The 17,541-nt window shown below is 73.8% G+C and carries 13 protein-coding genes and 1 pseudogene; 7 read left to right on the plus strand and 7 right to left on the minus strand.

What is annotated here, in order from left to right; genetic code table 11:
* A pseudogene (locus ACL02O_RS22185) lies at positions 1-612 on the minus strand (hypothetical protein); the annotation flags it as partial.
* 359 nt (positions 613-971) lie between these two features.
* Between ACL02O_RS22185 and ACL02O_RS22190 the strand changes: the two are divergent.
* The 4 genes from ACL02O_RS22190 to ACL02O_RS22205 all read left to right on the plus strand — a co-directional run bounded on the left by ACL02O_RS22190 (position 972) and on the right by ACL02O_RS22205 (position 7,510).
* Positions 972-4,136, plus strand: a complete 3,165-nt coding sequence (locus ACL02O_RS22190) for an AfsR/SARP family transcriptional regulator (protein WP_412820045.1) — start codon at positions 972-974, stop codon at positions 4,134-4,136.
* Between the two features lie 119 nt (positions 4,137-4,255).
* Positions 4,256-4,843 carry a hypothetical protein gene (locus ACL02O_RS22195; RefSeq protein ID WP_412820046.1) on the plus strand — a complete coding sequence of 196 codons (588 nt, stop codon included), beginning with the start codon at positions 4,256-4,258 and terminating at the stop codon, positions 4,841-4,843.
* Positions 4,844-5,114: 271 nt separating this feature from the next.
* The gene (dnaG, locus tag ACL02O_RS22200) at positions 5,115-6,974 is read left to right on the plus strand and encodes a DNA primase (protein WP_412820047.1); all 1,860 of its coding nucleotides are present in this window, start codon (positions 5,115-5,117) and stop codon (positions 6,972-6,974) included.
* On the plus strand, positions 6,974-7,510 hold the full coding sequence (locus ACL02O_RS22205) for a hypothetical protein (protein ID WP_412820048.1): 537 nt from the start codon (positions 6,974-6,976) through the stop codon (positions 7,508-7,510). Before dnaG ends, ACL02O_RS22205 begins: the two co-directional genes overlap by 1 nt.
* 17 nt (positions 7,511-7,527) lie before the next feature.
* Here the strand turns inward: ACL02O_RS22205 and ACL02O_RS22210 are convergent, their stop codons facing one another.
* From ACL02O_RS22210 to ACL02O_RS22230, 5 genes are all read right to left on the minus strand, one after another.
* Positions 7,528-8,496: a TAXI family TRAP transporter solute-binding subunit gene (locus ACL02O_RS22210; RefSeq protein WP_412820049.1), complete on the minus strand. Its 969-nt coding sequence runs from the start codon at positions 8,494-8,496 to the stop codon at positions 7,528-7,530.
* On the minus strand, positions 8,493-8,885 hold the full coding sequence (locus ACL02O_RS22215) for a roadblock/LC7 domain-containing protein (RefSeq protein WP_412820050.1): 393 nt from the start codon (positions 8,883-8,885) through the stop codon (positions 8,493-8,495). The genes ACL02O_RS22210 and ACL02O_RS22215 overlap by 4 nt, the downstream gene beginning before the upstream one ends.
* Complete coding sequence (locus ACL02O_RS22220) at positions 8,882-11,320, minus strand: nitrate- and nitrite sensing domain-containing protein (RefSeq protein ID WP_412820051.1); 2,439 nt, start codon at positions 11,318-11,320, stop codon at positions 8,882-8,884. Before ACL02O_RS22220 ends, ACL02O_RS22215 begins: the two co-directional genes overlap by 4 nt.
* Positions 11,321-11,387: 67 nt before the next feature.
* Positions 11,388-12,407 (minus strand): TAXI family TRAP transporter solute-binding subunit, encoded by a 1,020-nt coding sequence (locus tag ACL02O_RS22225; protein WP_412820052.1) that lies wholly within the window; start codon positions 12,405-12,407, stop codon positions 11,388-11,390.
* A complete protein-coding gene (locus ACL02O_RS22230) occupies positions 12,404-14,650 on the minus strand; it encodes a TRAP transporter permease (protein ID WP_412820053.1) in 2,247 nt (748 codons plus the stop codon). The genes ACL02O_RS22225 and ACL02O_RS22230 overlap by 4 nt, the downstream gene beginning before the upstream one ends.
* Positions 14,651-14,936: 286 nt before the next feature.
* Here ACL02O_RS22230 and ACL02O_RS22235 point away from each other — a divergent pair, with 286 nt between their 5' ends.
* Positions 14,937-15,869 carry an ABC transporter ATP-binding protein gene (locus ACL02O_RS22235; RefSeq protein ID WP_412820054.1) on the plus strand — a complete coding sequence of 311 codons (933 nt, stop codon included), beginning with the start codon at positions 14,937-14,939 and terminating at the stop codon, positions 15,867-15,869.
* On the opposite strand, the gene ACL02O_RS22240 is transcribed toward ACL02O_RS22235, so the two are convergent.
* Positions 15,870-16,115 (minus strand): flavin reductase, encoded by a 246-nt coding sequence (locus tag ACL02O_RS22240; protein ID WP_412820055.1) that lies wholly within the window; start codon positions 16,113-16,115, stop codon positions 15,870-15,872. It lies immediately after the preceding gene.
* A gap of 433 nt (positions 16,116-16,548) precedes the next feature.
* Between ACL02O_RS22240 and ACL02O_RS22245 the strand changes: the two genes are divergently transcribed.
* Positions 16,549-17,352, plus strand: coding sequence for a helix-turn-helix domain-containing protein (locus ACL02O_RS22245; RefSeq protein WP_412820056.1), 804 nt, complete (start codon positions 16,549-16,551; stop codon positions 17,350-17,352).
* Complete coding sequence (locus ACL02O_RS22250; protein ID WP_412820057.1) at positions 17,343-17,534, plus strand: DUF397 domain-containing protein; 192 nt, start codon at positions 17,343-17,345, stop codon at positions 17,532-17,534. Before ACL02O_RS22245 ends, ACL02O_RS22250 begins: the two co-directional genes overlap by 10 nt.
* The last annotated feature ends 7 nt before the right edge of the window (positions 17,535-17,541 follow it).

The following is a 17,541-nucleotide window of genomic DNA, read 5'->3' on the forward strand; positions in this document are numbered from 1 at the left end:
ACCGTCGTCGTGCGCCAGCGCCGGCCCCTTCTGGCCGCTCGGCCCGCTGATCAGGTTGGTCCGCCGGATCGGCTTGTAGGTTGTCAGGTCCGACCAGCTGTTGAAGCCCCGGTTGCCGAAGTTGTTGTCCGCGTAAGGGTTCTGCACGGTCTGGCCGTCGCTGTTGAACGAATAGACGTACGCGCCCTTGCTGTGGTCGTTCTTGTCTTTCCAGTACGCGAACAGTTCCATGTGGCCGGTCCGTACCATCGCGTCACCCGGCTGGAAGTCGTTGAGGCTGCCCAGGGTGGTCCAGCGGGAGTTGCTGCCCTGGAAGTCGCCGGTGACGTAGCTGGTGTTCAGGTGCCAGGCCATCGACACCAGCCCCGAGCAGTCGCGCCGGTAGGTCTTGTCCCCGTCGATGTCGCTGGCCCAGGTGCCGGTCTGGGTGTACGTGATGCCGCGGTCCACCCAGTTCTGGGCGCGGGACAGGATCTCGCTGCGGCTGATCGGGCCCTCGATCGACGAGGCCTGGGCGGGAGCGGGCGACAGGCCGACCAAACCGCCGGCGACGACTGCCAGAGCGCCGAGGACGGAGACCGGCTTGCGGACGAGACGCGGGATTCGCTGCATGGTTCTAGTTCCTTTCTGGAGAAACGGCCCGGAAAGGGTCACGAAGCCGGTACGCGGCGTACGGCGAGCATTGGCTGGAGCCGATACGGCCGGTAAAGTCCGCGGCGCAGGATTCACCGTGGGGCCGGCCTCCGGTGGCCGGTCCTTGAGAAGTCCTGCTGTGCGGTTGTCGGTTCGTGGCCCTTCTGACGGAGTGGATGGAAGAACGGCGCCCGGGCCGGTGGTGCCGTGCGTTCCGGGCGGTTCCTGGGAAAGACGATGGCGGTCGGACCAGGTAGCAAACCTGAACGGAACCTTGACGACTTCAAGCGGCCTGTTCGCAGGCCGTCTGGCGGTACTACGGGCGCGGGGGCGATGCCGTGGAACTACGCATACTTGGTGATCTGCAGGTCCTGGTGGACGGTCGGCCGTTGGAGCTGGGCCCGCCGAAGCAACGCCTGGTGTTCGCCGCGCTGGCGGTGGACGTGGGCCGCAGCGTGCCGATCGAGGCGCTGGTCGACCGGGTCTGGGACGAGGCGCCACCGGCCGATGCCCGTGGTGTCCTCTACACGTACCTGACCCGGATCCGTCGCCTGCTCACCACGGCTCAGCCCGCCGCCACGGCGCCGATCGTGGTGAGCCGCGGCCAGACCGGCTACCTCCTGGACGCCCCGCCGGACCGCGTCGACCTGCACCGGCTGCGCCGCCTCGCCGAGCGGGCGCAGGCACTGCCGCCGGACGATCCCGGCCGCCCGGCGCTGCTTCGGGAGGCGATCGACCTCTGGCGGGGTGAGCCGCTCGACGGTCTGCCCGGCGGCTGGGCGGCCCGGGTCCGGGAGGGCCTGCGCCAGCAGCTCGTCCGGGTCCTGCTCGACTGGGCCGAAAGCGAACTCGGTCAGGGCCGGCCCGGTCCGGTGGCCGACCGGCTCGCGGTGGCCGTGGAGCGCAGCCCGCTCGTCGAACCCCTGGTGCTGTGTCTGATGCGGGCGCTGTACTTCAACGGGCGTCGGGCGGAGGCCCTCGACCTGTACGCCCGGACCCGCACGCTGCTGGCGGACGAGCTCGGTGTCGACCCGGGCGCCGAGCTCCAGGAGTTGCACCGCGACGTGCTGCGGGGCACGCTGCGGCCGCCGCTGGTGGCCGCCGTCCCCGTCGAACCGTCCCGACCGTCGCCGCCACCGGTCACCCCGCCGTCGCCGGCCGTGCCGGAACCCGTCACGTACCCGGTGGGCGCCCTGCCCGGCTGTCAGCTCCCCGCCGACCTGCCCGACCACGTCGGTTGCGAACCGGAGATCTCCTGCGCCCTGAGCGTGCTGCAACCCGCCGACCGCCGGGCGGAGGGCACCGCCGGACCGGTGGTCATCCTCTCCGGCCCCGGCGGGGTGGGGAAGACCGCGCTCAGCGTCCGGCTGGCGTACCTGCTGCGCGGCACCTACCCGGACGGGCAGATCTTCGTCACGCTGAGCAGCCGCGACGGCGACTCGGGGGACGCCCTGGACCGGGTGCTGCGGGCCCTCGGCGCCACCAACATCCAGCAGTTGCGCACGCTGGAGGACAAGCTGGGCCAGTACCGGTCGATGCTCAGCGGCCGGCGCTTCCTGATCGTGCTCGACTCGGCGGCCGGCGCCGAGCAGGTGCGGCCGCTGGTCCCGGGCGGCCCGGGCAGCGCTCTCATCGTCTCCAGCCGGGCCCTGCTGACCACCGTCCCCGGTGCCGAGCAAATCGAGGTGCCGCTGCTGGACCACGCCGACTCCATCACCCTGCTCGAGCGCATCGTCGGCCCGGAACGGGTCATGGCCGAGCCGGAGGCGACCGGCGCGCTCGTCGAGATGTGCGCCGGCCTGCCGCTCGCCCTGCGGATCGTCGGTGCCCGGATCGCGGCCCGACCGCACCGCCGGATGGCCCGGCTCGCCGAGCGGATGCGCGACGAGCGTGGCCGGCTCGACGAGATGGCGGCGGACGGGCTGGCGGTCCGGGTCAGCGTCGGGATCGGCTACCAGGCGCTGGACCTGCCGGCCCGGCGGGCGTTCCGGCTGCTGGGCTTCATGGGCGTGCCCAACTTCGCCGAGTGGCTGGTGGCGGCGCTGATCGGTGGCTCGGTGGACGACGCCGAGGAACTGCTGGAGCAGTTGGCGGACGCCCGGCTGGTGACCGCGCTGCCCGACCCGACCCACCGGCTGCTCCGTTACCAGATGCACGACCTGGTCCGGTTGTTCGCCCGGGAACGCGCCGTCGAGGAGGAAGCCGAGGGGGCGCTGCGCGCGGCGGTGGCCCGGGTGCTGGTGGCCGCCACCGAGATCAGTGAGCGCCTCGGCCAGCGTCTGCCGTACGCGGTCCCGCCCCTGCACCGGCAGGCGTCGATCCCGGCCGACCTGGAGTCCTCCGTCCTCGCGGCGGACCACCTGCGGCCCGGTTGGGTGGAGGTCGAGGGGTCCGCGCTGATCAGCGCGGTGGAGCGGGCCGCCGAGCTGGGCATGGACGCGGCCGCGTGCGCCCTGGCGGACGCGCTGGTGTACGCCTCCTTCGCGCTCCGCAACGACTTCGCCGGCTGGGCCCGGACCCACACGGCGGCACTGGGCGCGGCGCGGGCGGCCGGCAACGCCGTCGGTGAGGCGGTGATCGAGTGCGGCATCGCCCTGCTGCGTTACATGGAGGACCGGTTCGCCGATGCCGAGCAGAACTTCCGTACCGCGATCGAGCGGTTCGCCGCGGCCGGCCACGAGCGCGGGGCGGCCGCGGCGCGCAACGGCCTGGGCACCGTCCTGCGGGAGGTCGGCCGGCACCGGGAGGCCATCCCGCTGCTGACCGCCGCCGCCGAGACACTGGAGCGGCTGGCGGACCACAACGCGGCCGCGGACGCGAAATACGGGCTGGGGCACAGCCTGCGGGAGCTCGGTGACGACGAGGCGGCGCTGAGCTGGCTCAACCAGGCCATCGACAGCTACCGGTCGTTGGGGCACTTCCGGGGCGAGGTCATCGGCGTCCGGGGCATCGGCCTGGTGCACCGCGCGCGCGGCGAGCTGGACGAGGCCCTGCGCTGGTGCGCGCGGGCCCACGACCTGGTCACCGCGCACGGCGACGAGCACATGGTCGCGTATACCGAGCAGGCCCTGGCAAAGGTCTGGTTCCGCCAGGGCGACCTGGTCCGCCCCCTGCCGCCGTTGGAGCGCGGCCTGTCGACCTGCCGGCGGATGCACGACCGGTTCGGGGCGGCGCTGATCCAGCGGACGATCGGGGAGCTGCACCTCGCCGCCGGGCGTCCGGACGCGGCCCTCGACGCGCTGCGGCTGGCCCACGAGCAGTGGGTGGAGCTGAACCACGATCTCGGCATCGCCCGGACCCTGCGCGACCTCGGCGCCGCGTACGCGACGGTCGGCGACGTGGCGGCGACGCACGCGGCGTGGGACACCGCGGCGGCGACCTTCCGCCGACTCGGCACCCGCGAGGCAGCCGAGGTGTCGGGTTGGCATCAGCGGTGGGGCTGCGAATGCGGCTCGGGCGGCGTCCCGGCGGGCCGGACGACGTCCGCCGCGCACCCGCTCTGAACGCCTCCGACCTGCCCTTCCAGGTTTCGTTCAGATCGAGCGCAGGTCGCCTTTCCTAACGTCGGTGCCACGCCGGGCGCGGCTGCGGCCGGCGGTGACGACGAGATGGGAAGGCGATCATGACGATCCGACGCAGCAGCGCTTACCTGGTCCTGGCTGCCGCCGTGGCGCTGGGGGTCGGCGGGTGCGGGCATGCCGACCGGGCCGACCGTGCGGCGGGAGCGCCGGCGCCGACCTCGTCCGGCGCGTCCGCGGCCGCGCCCCAGGTGACGCCGGCCACCACTGCCCCGGCCGCGACCGGGGCCGCCCCGGCGCCGGCGGCGCACGGTACGGCCGCGGCCCGGTCGGGCACGGGCGGCGGTGGCGTGCCCGCGCCGGCGCCGCCGGCCACCGGACCGGCCCCGGTCACGGCCCAACCCACCACCGACTCCGACCCGGCGTGCCGGCCGCAGGTACTGCAGGAGGCGACCGCTGCCGCGCTGGCCCCCCAGAATGTGGCCGGGGTCGAGGTGCTCGCCTGCCGTGACGGCTTCGCGCGGCTGATTGCGACCGCCCCGGCGTCGACCGAGATCACCGGTGGCAGCCAGGTGTTCCTGCGCTTGGAGAACCGCGTGTGGCGGGTCGTCGGGCGTACGTCGGCCGGCACCGACTGCGGCGATCCGGGTCTCACCGCCGGAGTGCGGACGGTCTGCACGGGTCTGGGCTGACCCGGCGACCGGCGACCGGCGACCGGCGCCCGCGCTGGCGTGGCCCTCCCCACGTGCCGCGAGGTCCCCCGTCCTGCGGCACCCCCGCCGGCGTGGCATTCCCGCGCCGCACCGGCGGAGGCCCGGCCACCCGCCCGGGGCTCCCGGACGGCCGCCGGTGACGCCGGTCCGACGCGCTCGACCGTGGGTCGTTCCCGGAGTGGCGAGGCCCACCCGGGGCGGGATCTGTCGCCGGCACAAGGCAGGATGGGGCACCGAAGGGGGTGCAACCATGGCTGGCCGGATCCGGGACGAGGACATCGCGCTGGTCCGCGAGCGCACCTCGATCGCCGAGGTCATCTCCGAAACGGTGACCCTCAAGTCGGCCGGGGGCGGCAACCTCAAGGGGTTGTGCCCGTTCCACGACGAGAAGAGCCCCTCGTTCAACGTCTCGCCGGCCCGCAACGTCTGGTACTGCTTCGGCTGCGGGGCCGGCGGCGACGCGATCAAGTTCCTGATGGACGCGGAGCACCTGAGCTTCGTCGAGTCCGTCGAGCGGCTCGCCGCCCGCGCCGGCATCCAGCTCCGCTACGTGGAGGACGACCGCTCGGCCCCGCGTACCCGGCCGCAGCAGGGGCAGCGGCAGCGGCTGGTCGCCGCGCACGCCGCCGCCGCCGAGTTCTACCGCGCGCAGCTCAGCACGGCCGGCGCCCGGCCCGCCCGGGAGTTCCTCGCCCGGCGCGGCTTCGACCGCGCGGCCGCCGAGCGGTACGGCTGCGGTTTCGCCCCCGACGCCTGGGACCTGCTCACCAAGCATCTGCGCCAGCAGGGCTTCAGCCACGACGAGCTGGTCACCGCGGGGCTGTCCCGACCGTCCCGGTCCGGCAGCCTGATCGACCGCTTCCGCCGGCGGCTGCTCTGGCCGATCCGCGACCTCACCGGCGACGTGATCGGGTTCGGCGCCCGCAAGCTCTTCGACGACGACGACGGCCCGAAGTACCTGAACACCCCCGAGACCCCGATCTACAAGAAGTCGCACGTCCTCTACGGCATCGACCAGGCCAAGCGGGAGATCGCCAAGCAGGGCAAGGTGGTCGTGGTCGAGGGCTACACCGACGTCATGGCGTGCCACCTGGCCGGCGTGACCACCGCCGTGGCGACCTGCGGCACCGCCTTCGGCGCCGACCACATCGGGGTGCTGCGCCGGCTGCTGATGGACACCGACGCGGTGGCCGGCGAGATCATCTTCACCTTCGACGGGGACGCCGCCGGCCAGAAGGCCGCGCTGCGCGCCTTCGAGGACGACCAGCGCTTCGTCGGGCGTACCTTCATCGCGGTCAGCCCCGACAACATGGACCCGTGCGAGCTGCGGCTGGCCAAGGGCGACCTGGCGGTGCGCGACCTGGTCGCCCGCCGCGAACCGCTGGTCGACTTCGCGCTCCGCCACGTGATCAACCGGTACGACCTGGACACGGTCGACGGCCGGGTGGAGGCGATGCGCCGCGCCGCGCCGCTGGTCGCCAAGATCAAGGACCGGGAGAAGCGCCCGGAGTACGTCCGTAAGCTCGCCGGGGACCTCGGCATGGAGATCGAGCCGGTGCAGCGGGCGGTGCTGGCCGCCGGCGCCGGGCAGGGCGAGGCGACCGCGGCCCGCCCGGGCCTGGCCGGGCCGACCGTGGACAGCCCGCAGTCGATGGTCGAGCGGGAGGCGTTGAAGCTCGCCCTCCAGGAGCCGGTGCTGGCGGGCCCGATGTTCGACGCGGTCGAGGCGGCCGAGTACCGGCACCCCGTGCACCAGGTGGTCCGCGCGGCGGTCGCGGCGGCCGGCGGGGCGGCGGCCGCCACGGGCGGTGCGGTCTGGGTCGAGCAGGTCCGGGACGCCTGCGACGACCTGGCCGGCCAGGCGCTCGTCGGGGAGTTGGCGGTCGAGCCGCTGCGCATCGACGGCGAGCCCGACCCCCGCTACGTCTCGGTCACCATGGCCCGCCTCCAGTGGGGCTCGGTCACCGGCCGGATCAAGGACCTCAAGTCGAAGATCCAGCGGATCAACCCGGTGAGCAGCAAGGACGAGTACTTCGCGCTGTTCGGGGAACTGCTCTCGCTGGAACAGCACGCGCGGGCGCTGCGCGAGCAGGCGTCCGGAGGATTGTGATGGGACTGTTCAGCCGCAAGCCGAAGCTGCCGCCGGCCGACCGCCCGCCGCTGGCCGCCGGCGAGCGGGTGCTCGCCTGGGCCGCCGCCGGCAACGGCGAGGGCGACGGCGTGGTGGTGGCCAGCAACCTCGGGCTCTGGCTGCCCGGCCGGGGGCACCGGATCGGCTGGCACGGCATCCTCAAGGCGGTCTGGTCCGGCCGGGAACTCACCGTCACCGCCGCCGAGCGGGTCGCCGAGCGGGACGGCTATCTCGTGGTGGCGGACTGCCCGGCCGAGACGTATCTGCTGCTCGACCCGGGCGACCTGCCGCACCAGGTGCGGGCGCGGGTCACCCGCTCGGTGGCATACACCGTGCACCACCCGGTGCCCGGCGGTGCCGGCCGGATCGCCGGCCGCCGGGTGCCCGGCGTCGACGGGCTGACCTGGACGGTCCGCTACGACGCGGGCACGCCGGCCGACGACGAGGCGGTTGCGGCGGAGACCGACCGGCTGGTCGCCGCAGCCCGGGCCGCCACCACCCCCGCCGACCTGTAGGACCTGTTCCCTCGGCCCTAGCCGTTCCGGTAGTACCGGTTCGCCCCGGGGTGCAGCGGGATCGGGTCGGTCCCCGCCGCGCTCTCCCGGATGAAGTTGGCCGCCTCCGGATGCACCTTGATCAGCTCACCCTGGTACGTGAAGAGCAGCCGGGTCAGGTCGTACGCCAACTGGTCCGGCATGTCCGAGGGGACCAGGATCACGTTCGAGACGGTGATGGTCGGCGTGGCGCTCGGGGTGCCGTAGACCTCCCTCGGCAGCGACGCCGTGGTGTAGACGGAGCCGTAGCGGGCGGCGAGTGGCTCGATCAGGTCGGCGATGGGGAGCAGCCGGAACCGGCCGGGCGCGCTGGAGAGCAGGTCCTTGATGCCCGGCGTGGGCAGGCCGCCGGAGAAGAACATGGCGTCCAGGCTGCCGGCGCGCATCCGCTTCACCGTTTCCGGCAGCGACAGGCTGAGCCGCTTGATGTCCCGGTCCGGGTTGATTCCGGCGGCGGTCAGCAGCCGCCCCGCGATGATGTCCGTGCCGGACTTCGGCGAGCCGGTCGAGATCCGCTTGCCGCGCAGGTCGGCGAAGGTGTCTATCTTCCCCTCGGCGCGGACGATCACGTGGGTGTAGTTGCTGTAGATCCGGGCCAGGGCCCGGACCGGCTGGGCCTGCCCGTCGAACGCGCCGCGACCGGCGACCGCGTCCGCCGCCGTGTCGGCCAGGCTGAAGGCGATCTCCATGTCGCCGTCGGCCAGCCGGTTGATGTTCTCCACCGACGCGCCGGTCGGCTCGGCCCGGGCCTCGTAGCCGGACAGGTGCCGGCTGATCACGTCCGCGTAGCCGCCGCCGAGCTGGTAGTAGACACCGGTGGTGTTGCCGGTGGCGAGGAAGATCCGCCCGCCGTGCCATTCCTGCGGGCCGGCCTTCGCCGCGCCGCAGCCGGCGACGACCACGGCGAGCAGGAGCGCGGCCACCAGCCGCAGGGGGCGGCGGGTCACCGGCGGGCCGCCGGTTCCAGTGCCTCCGCCACCCGCTGGACCAGCGTCGCCGTCTCGTAGCCGATCTGACCCAGGTCGCAGCCGGGTGCGGCGAGCACACCGAGCAGCGCCCGCTCGCCGACCGCCATCACCAGCATCACTCCGCCGTCCATGTCGACGATCTGCTGGCGTACCCGGCCGGCGGACATCAGCCGCGCGGCGCCCACGGTCAGGCTCGCCAGGCCGCTGATCACCGCGGCGAGCTGGTCCACCTGGTCGGGGGAGAGGTCCGGCGACGAGGCCAGCCGCAGCCCGTCCTCGGACACCGCGAGGGCGTGCGACACGTCCGGCACCTGCTCGGCGAAGTTCGCCAGCAGCCAGTCGAGTCCTGCGGTCACGGATGGGGTCATCTGGGTCTCCCGGTGGGTGTGGGGTACGGGGCGCGGCGCATCGCGCTGGCCACGCCTTCGGCGAGAGCGGAGAGGCGGGCCCGGACCACCTCGGGGTCGAGCAGGTCCGCATCGGGGCGGGGCGGCGTCGTGGCGGCGGGCAGGGGAGCGGGAAGCTGGCCGCCCCGGGTGCGTCGGGGCAGCCCGGTCGCGGTGGTCTGCGGCGCCGGGGCGTCCGCGGGCCGTACCCGGGCGGTGCTGGGCGCCAGCACCGCGGCCCCGGGCGGTTGCACGCTGGCCACCCCCCGGGCGGCGCCGGCGGTGGCCGCCGCCCCGGTCAGCGGTACCGGGCCGGTGCCGGCCGGCGCGGCCCCGGCCACCGGCAGGCCGACGGTGGCGGTACGCCGCAGAGCCGCTGGCGCCGGTGGGGTGGTGACCAGGTCGCGCCCATCGGCGCGGGGGCGGAACCAGGGCGCGCCGCGGCCGGTGAGCCGCCGGCGCTCGGCGGCCGGCCGCCGGGTCGCCGACTCGACCCGGGTCAGCGCGGCCTCGGGCACCTCCACCTGGGCGACCGTGCCGTTGCCGATGTTGTGCAGCTGCACCCGGATGCCGTGCCGGGCCGCCAGCTGGGCCACCACGTGCAGGCCCATGCTGCCGGCCGCCGCGCTGGAGAGGGTGGCCGGCGAGGCCAGCCGTTCGTTGATGGCCGCCAGCCGGGTCTCGCTGATGCCGATGCCCTGGTCGTGCACCCGCAGGGTGAGCCCGTCGACGGTCCGCCGGCCGTCGACCAGCACGGCCGAGTCGGGTGGCGAGTAGACCGTGGCGTTCTCCAGCAGCTCGGCCAGGAGGTGCACCAGGTTGCCGACGGCCGCGCCGTGCACGGCCGCGGTCGGCAGGTTGACCTCCACCCGGGGATAGTCCTCGATCTCGGAGGCCGCGGCCCGGACCACGTCCTCGAGGAGCAGCGCGCCCTCGTGCCCGCGGCCCGGCTCGCCACCGGCGAGTACCAGCAGGTTCTCTCCGTTGCGCCGCAGCCGGGCGGCGAGGTGGTCCAGCGCGAAGAACCGGGCCAGCGCCTCCGGGTCGGTCTCCTCCCGCTCGAACTCGTCGAGCAGGCGGAGCTGGCGGGTGATCAGGGTGCGGATCCGCCGGGCCAGCGCCTCCGCCATCCGGGTGACGTCCAGCCGCAGCTCTGCCTGCTCGCCGGCGAGCCGCAGCGCGGCCCTGTTCACCGTGTCGAACGCCTCGGCCACCTGGGCCACCTCGTCCCGGCCCCGCCGGATGCCGGCGGTCAGCCGGGTGGCGGTGCCGTCCCCCGGGCAGCCGTCGCCGGCGGCAATCGCGGTGATCCGCTCCGGCAGCTCGCGGTTGGCCATGGTGAGCGCCGCGACCCGCAGCCGGCGCAGCCGGCGGCTGGTCCGCACCGCCAGCAGCACCGCGGTGACCAGCGAGCCGAGCGCGACCGTGCTGGTCGCGGTGGCGGTGAGCAGGGCCCGCTGCCGGGCGGCCCGGGCCAGCGCGGCGGCGTCCCGGTCGAGCTGCTCGGAGAGCTCCCGGCCGAGGAGGTTGTACCGGCGGATCGTCCCGCTCTGCGCCACGTACCAGGCGTCACCGTCGGTCTTCAGCGATTCCGCGGCGCCGTCGCTGTCCAGCACCCCGTCCCGCATCCGGCGGGCGGTCTCCACGTCACCGCCGGCCACCAGCCGGTACCAGGCGCTGTCGGCCCCGCCGGTGGCGATCCGCAGGAACTCGGCCTGGCGCTGTTCCCGGGCGCCGCGCAGCCGACCCAGCCCGGCCAGCTCGCCCGGGGCGAGGCTGTCCCGGACGAAGACGCCACGCAGCACGTCCCGTTCCAGGGACGCCAGGTGTTCCTGGGCGGCGACGGCCGCCACCTCCCGCGCCCCGTTGGCCAGTTCGGCGTCGCGCAGCTGGGCCGGGAGCGCGTCGGCGACGGCGAGCAGCGACTCGACCAGCGCCAGGTAGGTCGCGTCGGCGCTGTCCCCGTTCAACGCCAGCCCGCGGTTCGGGCCCAGCTGGTCGAGGCGGCCGTCGGCGTCGTTCAGCACGGGCCTCAGGTCCGGCGCGGCGCGGCGGGCCTCGACGCTGGCCGTGCGGTACCGCTCGACGGCGGTGTCCACCCGCCGCCGCTGGGCGTCCACCAGCGGCCGGCCGGCCGTGCCGCCGCGCAGGCGCAGGGCCGCCGTCTCGCCCAGCTCGCGTTCCAGCTCGTGCACCAGCCGGACGGTGGCGGTGGCGGTGCCGGCGAGCACGCGGGCCCGGTCGGCGTCCCGCGAGGCGTCGAGGGCGGCGTCGGTCTGGGCGGCGCCGAGCACGACCAGGCCGACGGTGGCCACCAGGATCGGCGCGAGCAGCTGGGTCCGTACCGACCAGAGGTGTTCGGTGCGGTTCGCGGGGCGGTGGTGCCGGCGCACGCGGGCCGGGCTGGGGAGCGGCACGGGGTCTCCCGGATCGGGGTCGGGGGCGCCGGGCCCGGACGCGTCGTCCGGGCCCGGCGTCGTGGGATCAGGCGGCGCCGAGGTCCGTGAGCGCCTTCTCCGCCCCCCGGTGCAGCTTCACCGGGTCCGTCTTGCGGGCTTTCTCCAGGCTGATGCCCTTGGCGGACGGGTTGGCCTGGGCGAGGGCGTCCCTCTTCTCGAAGACCGTCCGCGTGATCGCGCAGGCCACGTTGGCGTCGAGGTTGTCCCGCACCAGCAGCACGTTCGGCACCACGATGGTCGGGGTGTCGGCCGCGGTGTGGTACACGTCCTTGCCGATGCTGCCGGCCTGGTACGCCGGGTTGAGCTCGGTCATCTTCGGCAGCAGCGGGGTGATGTCGATGAACTTGACCTTGTCGCCGGCGGTGGTGAAGAGGTCGGTGACGCCGCCGGTGGGCACGCCACCGGACCAGAAGAAGCCGTCGATGCTGCCGTCCTTCATGCCGTCGACGGTCTTGGTCAGGTCGAGGCGCTGTGCCTGGACGTCCTTGGCGGGGTCGAGGCCGGCGGCGGTGAGCAGCCGGTTCGCGATCACCTCGGTGCCGGACTTGGGCGAGCCGGTGGAGATCTTCTTGCCCTTCATGTCGGCGACCGAGGTGATTCCCGAGTCGGCCCGGACGATCACCTGCGTGTAGTTGTCGTAGATCCGGGCGAGCGCCAGCACCGGCTGCGGCGAGCCGAAGGTGCCCTTGCCCTGCACCGCGTTGACCGCGGTGTCGAAGAGCGAGAAGGCGACGTCGTACTGGCCGGTGACGAGCTGTTCGATGTTCTGCACCGACGCGCCGGTCTCGGCGGCCGTGCCGGTGAGCTTGCCGTCGGTGGCGCCGGAGAGCTGGCCGGCCAGCGCGTTGCCGACCACGTAGTAGACCCCGGTGGCGTTGCCGGTGGCGATGCCGACCCGGGTGTCCTTGATGACCTTGCAGGTGATCTCGCTGGCGGCGTCGTCCGTCGCCGCCCCGTCCTGACGGCCCCCGCATCCGGCGGTGCCGGCCGCGACCAGGGCCAGCACCCCGACGCCCGCGGCGAACCGCACGTTGATCCGTCTCACAATGTCTCCTCCCGATGGTCCACCAGTTGAGCCGGCGCGCCGGCGGCCGGTCGGGCCGAGGCGCGTCGGAACAGCACGCCCGCCACCGTCAGCGCGGCCAGGACGGCCCCGACCGTGACGGGTACGGGCTCGAGCCAGAGCAGCACCAGCCCGGCGACCGCGCCGAGGATGCGCTCCGGCAGCCCGGCCGGCCCGACTCCGGGCAGCCAGCCGCCCGCCGCCACCGCCAGGAGGGTGACCCCGCACGCGGAGACCACCCCGGCCACCGCGATCCGTTCCAGCCCGCCGATGCCGAGCAGCCCGAGACCGGTCGGCGTGATCACGAAGGCGATCGGGATGAGGTACGCGGGCAGCGCGTACCGCAGGGTCTGCCACATGGTCGGGACCAGCCGGCCGCCGGTCAGCGCGGCGGCGGCCACCGCGGCGAGCGCGGTCGGCGGGGAGACCTCGGACAGCACCGCGAAGTAGAAGACGAACATCGCCGCGGCGGGCGCGGCGACGCCGAGGTTGAGCAGCGCCGGGCCGATGATCACCCAGCCGATCACGAAGGAGGCGGTGACCGGCACTGCCAGGCCGAGCAGGGTGAGCGCGACGGCGGCGAGCAGCGCGGTGAGCGCGAGCACCGCAGCCGGCTCGGAGCTGACCGCCTGCGCCCCGCTCACCAGCAGCGCGGCGGCCTGCGGGCCGAGGCCGGTCTTGGTGGTGGTGGCGGTGATGATGCCGGCCGCGGCGCAGACCGCGCTCACCGCCAGCACCCCGCGTACGCCGCCGCTGAGCGCCTCGACCACCCGGGCGGGGGTGAGTCGGTGCCGGCGGTCCAGGAAGGACAGCGCGGCGGCGAGCGCGGTGGCGATCACCACGGCCCGGATCGCCGAGGCCCCCGTGGCGAGCACCACGATGATCACGATGAGCGAGAGGAAGTGGTAGCCGAAGCGGGCCAGCAGCCGCCAGGCCGATCCGGTGGCGATCACCACGGGGCGTACCCCGGAGCGCCGGGCGTCGATCTCCACGGAGAGCAGGATGCCCAGGTAGTAGAGGATCGTCGGCACGGTGGCCCAGCCCAGGACCTGCAGGTACGACACGCCGAGGTACTCGGCGATGATGAAGGCCGCGGCGCCCAGCGTCGGCGGGGAGAGGATCGCGCCGACGCCCGCGGCGGCGAGCATGCCGCCGGCCCGCTCGGGCGGGTACCCGGCGCGGCGCAGGATGGGCCAGGTGACCGCGCCGATGCTGACCGTGGTGGCCGCGCCGGACCCGGAGACGGTGCCGAGCAGGAAGCCGGAGGCGACCGCGGTCCGCCCGGGAGCGGTCCGGGAGCGGCGGAACGCGGCGGCGGAGAGCTCCACGAAGAACCGGCCCGCCCCGGAGAGGTCCAGCACCGCCCCGTAGATGGTGAACAGCACGATGTACGAGGCGGCCACGTCCAGCGGGGTGCCGTAGAAGCCACTGTCGGAGTTGTAGAACGCGTCGACGAGCTGCCCGAAGTCGAGTCCGGCGTGGGCCACCGGCCAGGACTGCGGGAGCAGGCCGCCGTAGTAGCCGTAGCCGAGGAAGAGCAGGCAGACCGCCGGGAGGATCCAGCCGGTGGTCCGCCGGCACGCCTCCAGCAGCAGGAGCAGCAGCACGGTGCCCATCGCCACGTCCAGCGGGTCCAGCAGGCCCTGCCGGTCGAGGAACGCGTCGTACCCGCCGCCGCCCGCGCCGATGGTCACCGGCAACACCGGGTAGAGGCAGCTCACCAGAGCGGTGACGGCCAGCAGCCAGTCGACCGGGGTGGGCCCACGCCGCGCCGCCGGAACGGTCGCGCCCTGCCGGAGCAGGGGCGGCCGCAGCCCCGAGGGGTACGCCAGGAAGACCATCGGCAGCACGCCGGACAGGAAAATGATCAGGTAGTACTTGCTGCCCTGCGCGAGCGGAAAGAAGACCTGCCGGAGGGCGAGCAGCGCGATGGCGAGGGTGACCCCGGTAAACAGCAGCCCGACCGGTCCGGACAGAACCCGGCCCGGTTTCTCGTCCTCGAACTGGGCGGCGAGTTCCCGGGTGTCGTGGTGCGCGGCGACCGGCCCGTCGTCGGCCCAGACCGGGTCGCCGACAGCGCCCTCGTCGGGCGGTAGCGGCACCGGAGCGGACTCCACAGTGGACGCAGGCGTCGGCGCGCCGGTGGGTCGGGGCGTCGGAGGGGAGCCGTCGGGGGAACGAACGGGCGACACGAGGGGGCACGATACGCGAATCGCGTACATCATGGGAACATTGGCGATTGCGATTCCGCTACGTGACGAAATTCGTCCGGCAATTACTCAGCGCACGGCAATTCAGAGCGGCTCTCACAATGTTCGGAGGAAAGGTGCAGGTCACTTCTCAACTCAGGTGACGTCCGAAAACGATCTGTCCATGATGCCCGGTTGGTCCGGGCGGAGGGGCTCGCCGACGGCGATCGCGGAGCGTAACTGAAGTTACTCTGGGTGTTGATGGGGTGGGGGTGGCGGTTAACCGGTCGAGGCTGTCGGACCGGGCGGCTAGGGTCGGCCGGTGACCAGTGCTCAGCCACTCATCCAGGCGCGCGGGCTGGTGAAGCGGTTCGGCGGCTTCACCGCCGTCAACGGCATCGACGTCGAGGTACGTCCCGGTGAGGCGTTCGGCTTCCTCGGTCCCAACGGTGCAGGCAAGTCGTCCACGATGCGGATGATCGGCTGCATCTCCCCGCCCTCCGGGGGCGAGTTGCGCATCCTCGGCATGGACCCGGTCCGCGACGGGCCCGCGATCCGGGCTCGACTCGGCGTCTGCCCGCAGCTCGACAGCCTCGACCCGGAGCTCACCGTCCGGGAGAACCTCACCACCTACGCCCGCTACTTCGGCATTCCGCGCCGGGTGGCCCGCGAGCGGGCCGCCGAGCTGCTCGACTTCGTCCAGCTCGCCGAGCGGGCCGAGAGCAAGGTCGAGCCGCTCTCCGGCGGCATGAAGCGCCGGCTGACCATCGCCCGCGCGCTGGTCAACAACCCGGAGATCGTGCTGCTCGACGAGCCCACCACCGGGCTCGACCCGCAGGCCCGCCACCTGGTCTGGGAGCGGCTGTTCCGGCTCAAGCAGCAGGGCGTCACCCTGGTTCTCACCACGCACTACATGGACGAGGCCGAGCAGCTCTGCGACCGGCTGGTGGTGATGGACGGCGGCCGGATCGTGGCCGAGGGCTCGCCGCGCGCGCTGATCGAGGAGCACTCCACCCGGGAGGTGGTGGAGCTGCGCTTCGCCACCGAGTCGCAGGAGACGTTCGCCGGCAAACTGGACGGGCTGGGGGAGCGGATCGAGGTGCTGCCCGATCGGATCCTGCTCTACGTGGCCGACGGTGACGCGGCGGTCGCCGACGTGGCCGCGCGCGGGCTCGTCCCGGCCAGCGTCCTGGTCCGGCGCAGCAGCCTGGAGGACGTCTTCCTCCACCTCACCGGCCGCACCCTGGTGGACTGATCAGCGGGCCCTGGCCCAGGTGACGAAGCGCTCCGTCAGCCCGTGCGGGGCGACGCCGCCGTGCAGGGTGGCGAGGTCGGTCATGGCCTCGCCCAGGAGTGTGCCGAGGTAGACCAGCAGGGCGGTCCGGTCCTCACGGTACTCCCCGAGCAGCGCCAGCCGGGCCGGGGAGCACGGCCACGCGGCGCCGCACACCCGGCAGCGCCAGGACGGGCGCGCCGCCACATGCGGGCGGTAGCGAGGCATCAGCGCGTCCCCTCCCCGCCGCGACGCGGCGACGGCACCCCGTGACCGCCGTTCGCCCGCCACTCCTGCGCGCGGGTCAGTCGTCCCGGACGGCCGGGGCCGTCGACCGGGAAGACCTCCGTCGGGGCGTTCGCCCACGCCGGACGGTCGTCGGGCGTACGCCGGGGGAGCGGGGCGGGAGGAGCCGGGCGCGGGCAGCGCCAGAATTTGAGTCGCATGGGGTGGGCCTCCGTCGCAGTGGGATGGGGGTGCCTGCGGATCTCGTCGTGCGCAGGCACCCCCGGCCTGGTTCCGCCCGCCGTCCGATCCCGGGAGCGGTTCCGCTGCGTGACAGTCTGCTGAGGATCCGACTACGGTGGGAGGTCCCGCGCGCCGACGACCAGCGCGTATGGCGGCCCGTCCCAGGCGGTACGAAGATGTACGGAGGCTGTCCGTGGAACTGTCGTCCATGTTGGACCACTTCGCGGAGGAGCTGCGGCTCGCCCGGGCGACCAGCGGCATGTCCCAGACGGCGCTGGCCGAGGCGCTGAGCTATTCGGGCGCCCTGGTCGCCAAGGTGGAGACCTGCGAGCGGCGGCCGAGCCTCGACTTCGCCCGCCGCTGTGACAGCGTGTTCGGGGCGGAGGGCCGGTTCGAGCGCATCCAGCGCCGGATCAGCCGGGAGACGGTGGTGCCCTGGTTCCGCGACTGGGCCGGCATCGAGCAGGAGGCCACGGCACTGCGCTCGTTCGAGCCGCTCTATGTGCCGGGCCTGTTGCAGACCGAGGAGTACGCCCGCGCCATCCTGGTCGGTGCGGGGCTGTTCGCGGCGGATGAGATCGAACAGCAGGTGACCGCCCGGATCGACCGTCAGGGAGTGCTCACGCGCGACCGGCCGCCCCTGCTCACCGCGGTCATCGACGAGCACGTGCTGCGCCGCCGGATCGGCGGGTCGGAGGTGATGCGCCAGCAGCTCCGCCACCTGGTGAAGCTCGGCACCACCCTGCCCCGGGTCCGAATCCAGGTCGTGCCGCTCTCCGCCGGTGCGTACCCTGGCCTCGACGGCCCCTTCGTGATCGCCACCCTCCCGGGCGGGGAGGACATCATCTACCTGGAGGGACAGCGCCACGGCCAGGCGGTCGACCGAACCGACTTCATCCAGCAGATGGTCGAGGTGTGGGAGTCGATCCGGGCTGAGGCACTATCGCAGCAGCAGTCCCTCGACCTGATGGCGGAAGTGGCGGAGACATGGACCTGACCGGCGCCCGCTGGCGCAAGAGCACCCGCAGCAACGGCAGCGGCGGAAACTGCGTGGAGGTGGCCGACAACCTTCCCGGCGTGGTCGCCGTACGCGACTCCAAGGACCCGGCCGGGCCGGTGCTGGCCTTCGAGCCGGACGCCTGGCGCGCGTTCGTCGCCCGGGTTGCCGTGCGGCCCTAGCGTTCCG

The sequence above is a fragment of the Micromonospora mangrovicola genome (assembly GCF_047200535.1).
In the GTDB taxonomy this organism is placed as follows: Bacteria; Actinomycetota; Actinomycetes; order Mycobacteriales; family Micromonosporaceae; genus Micromonospora.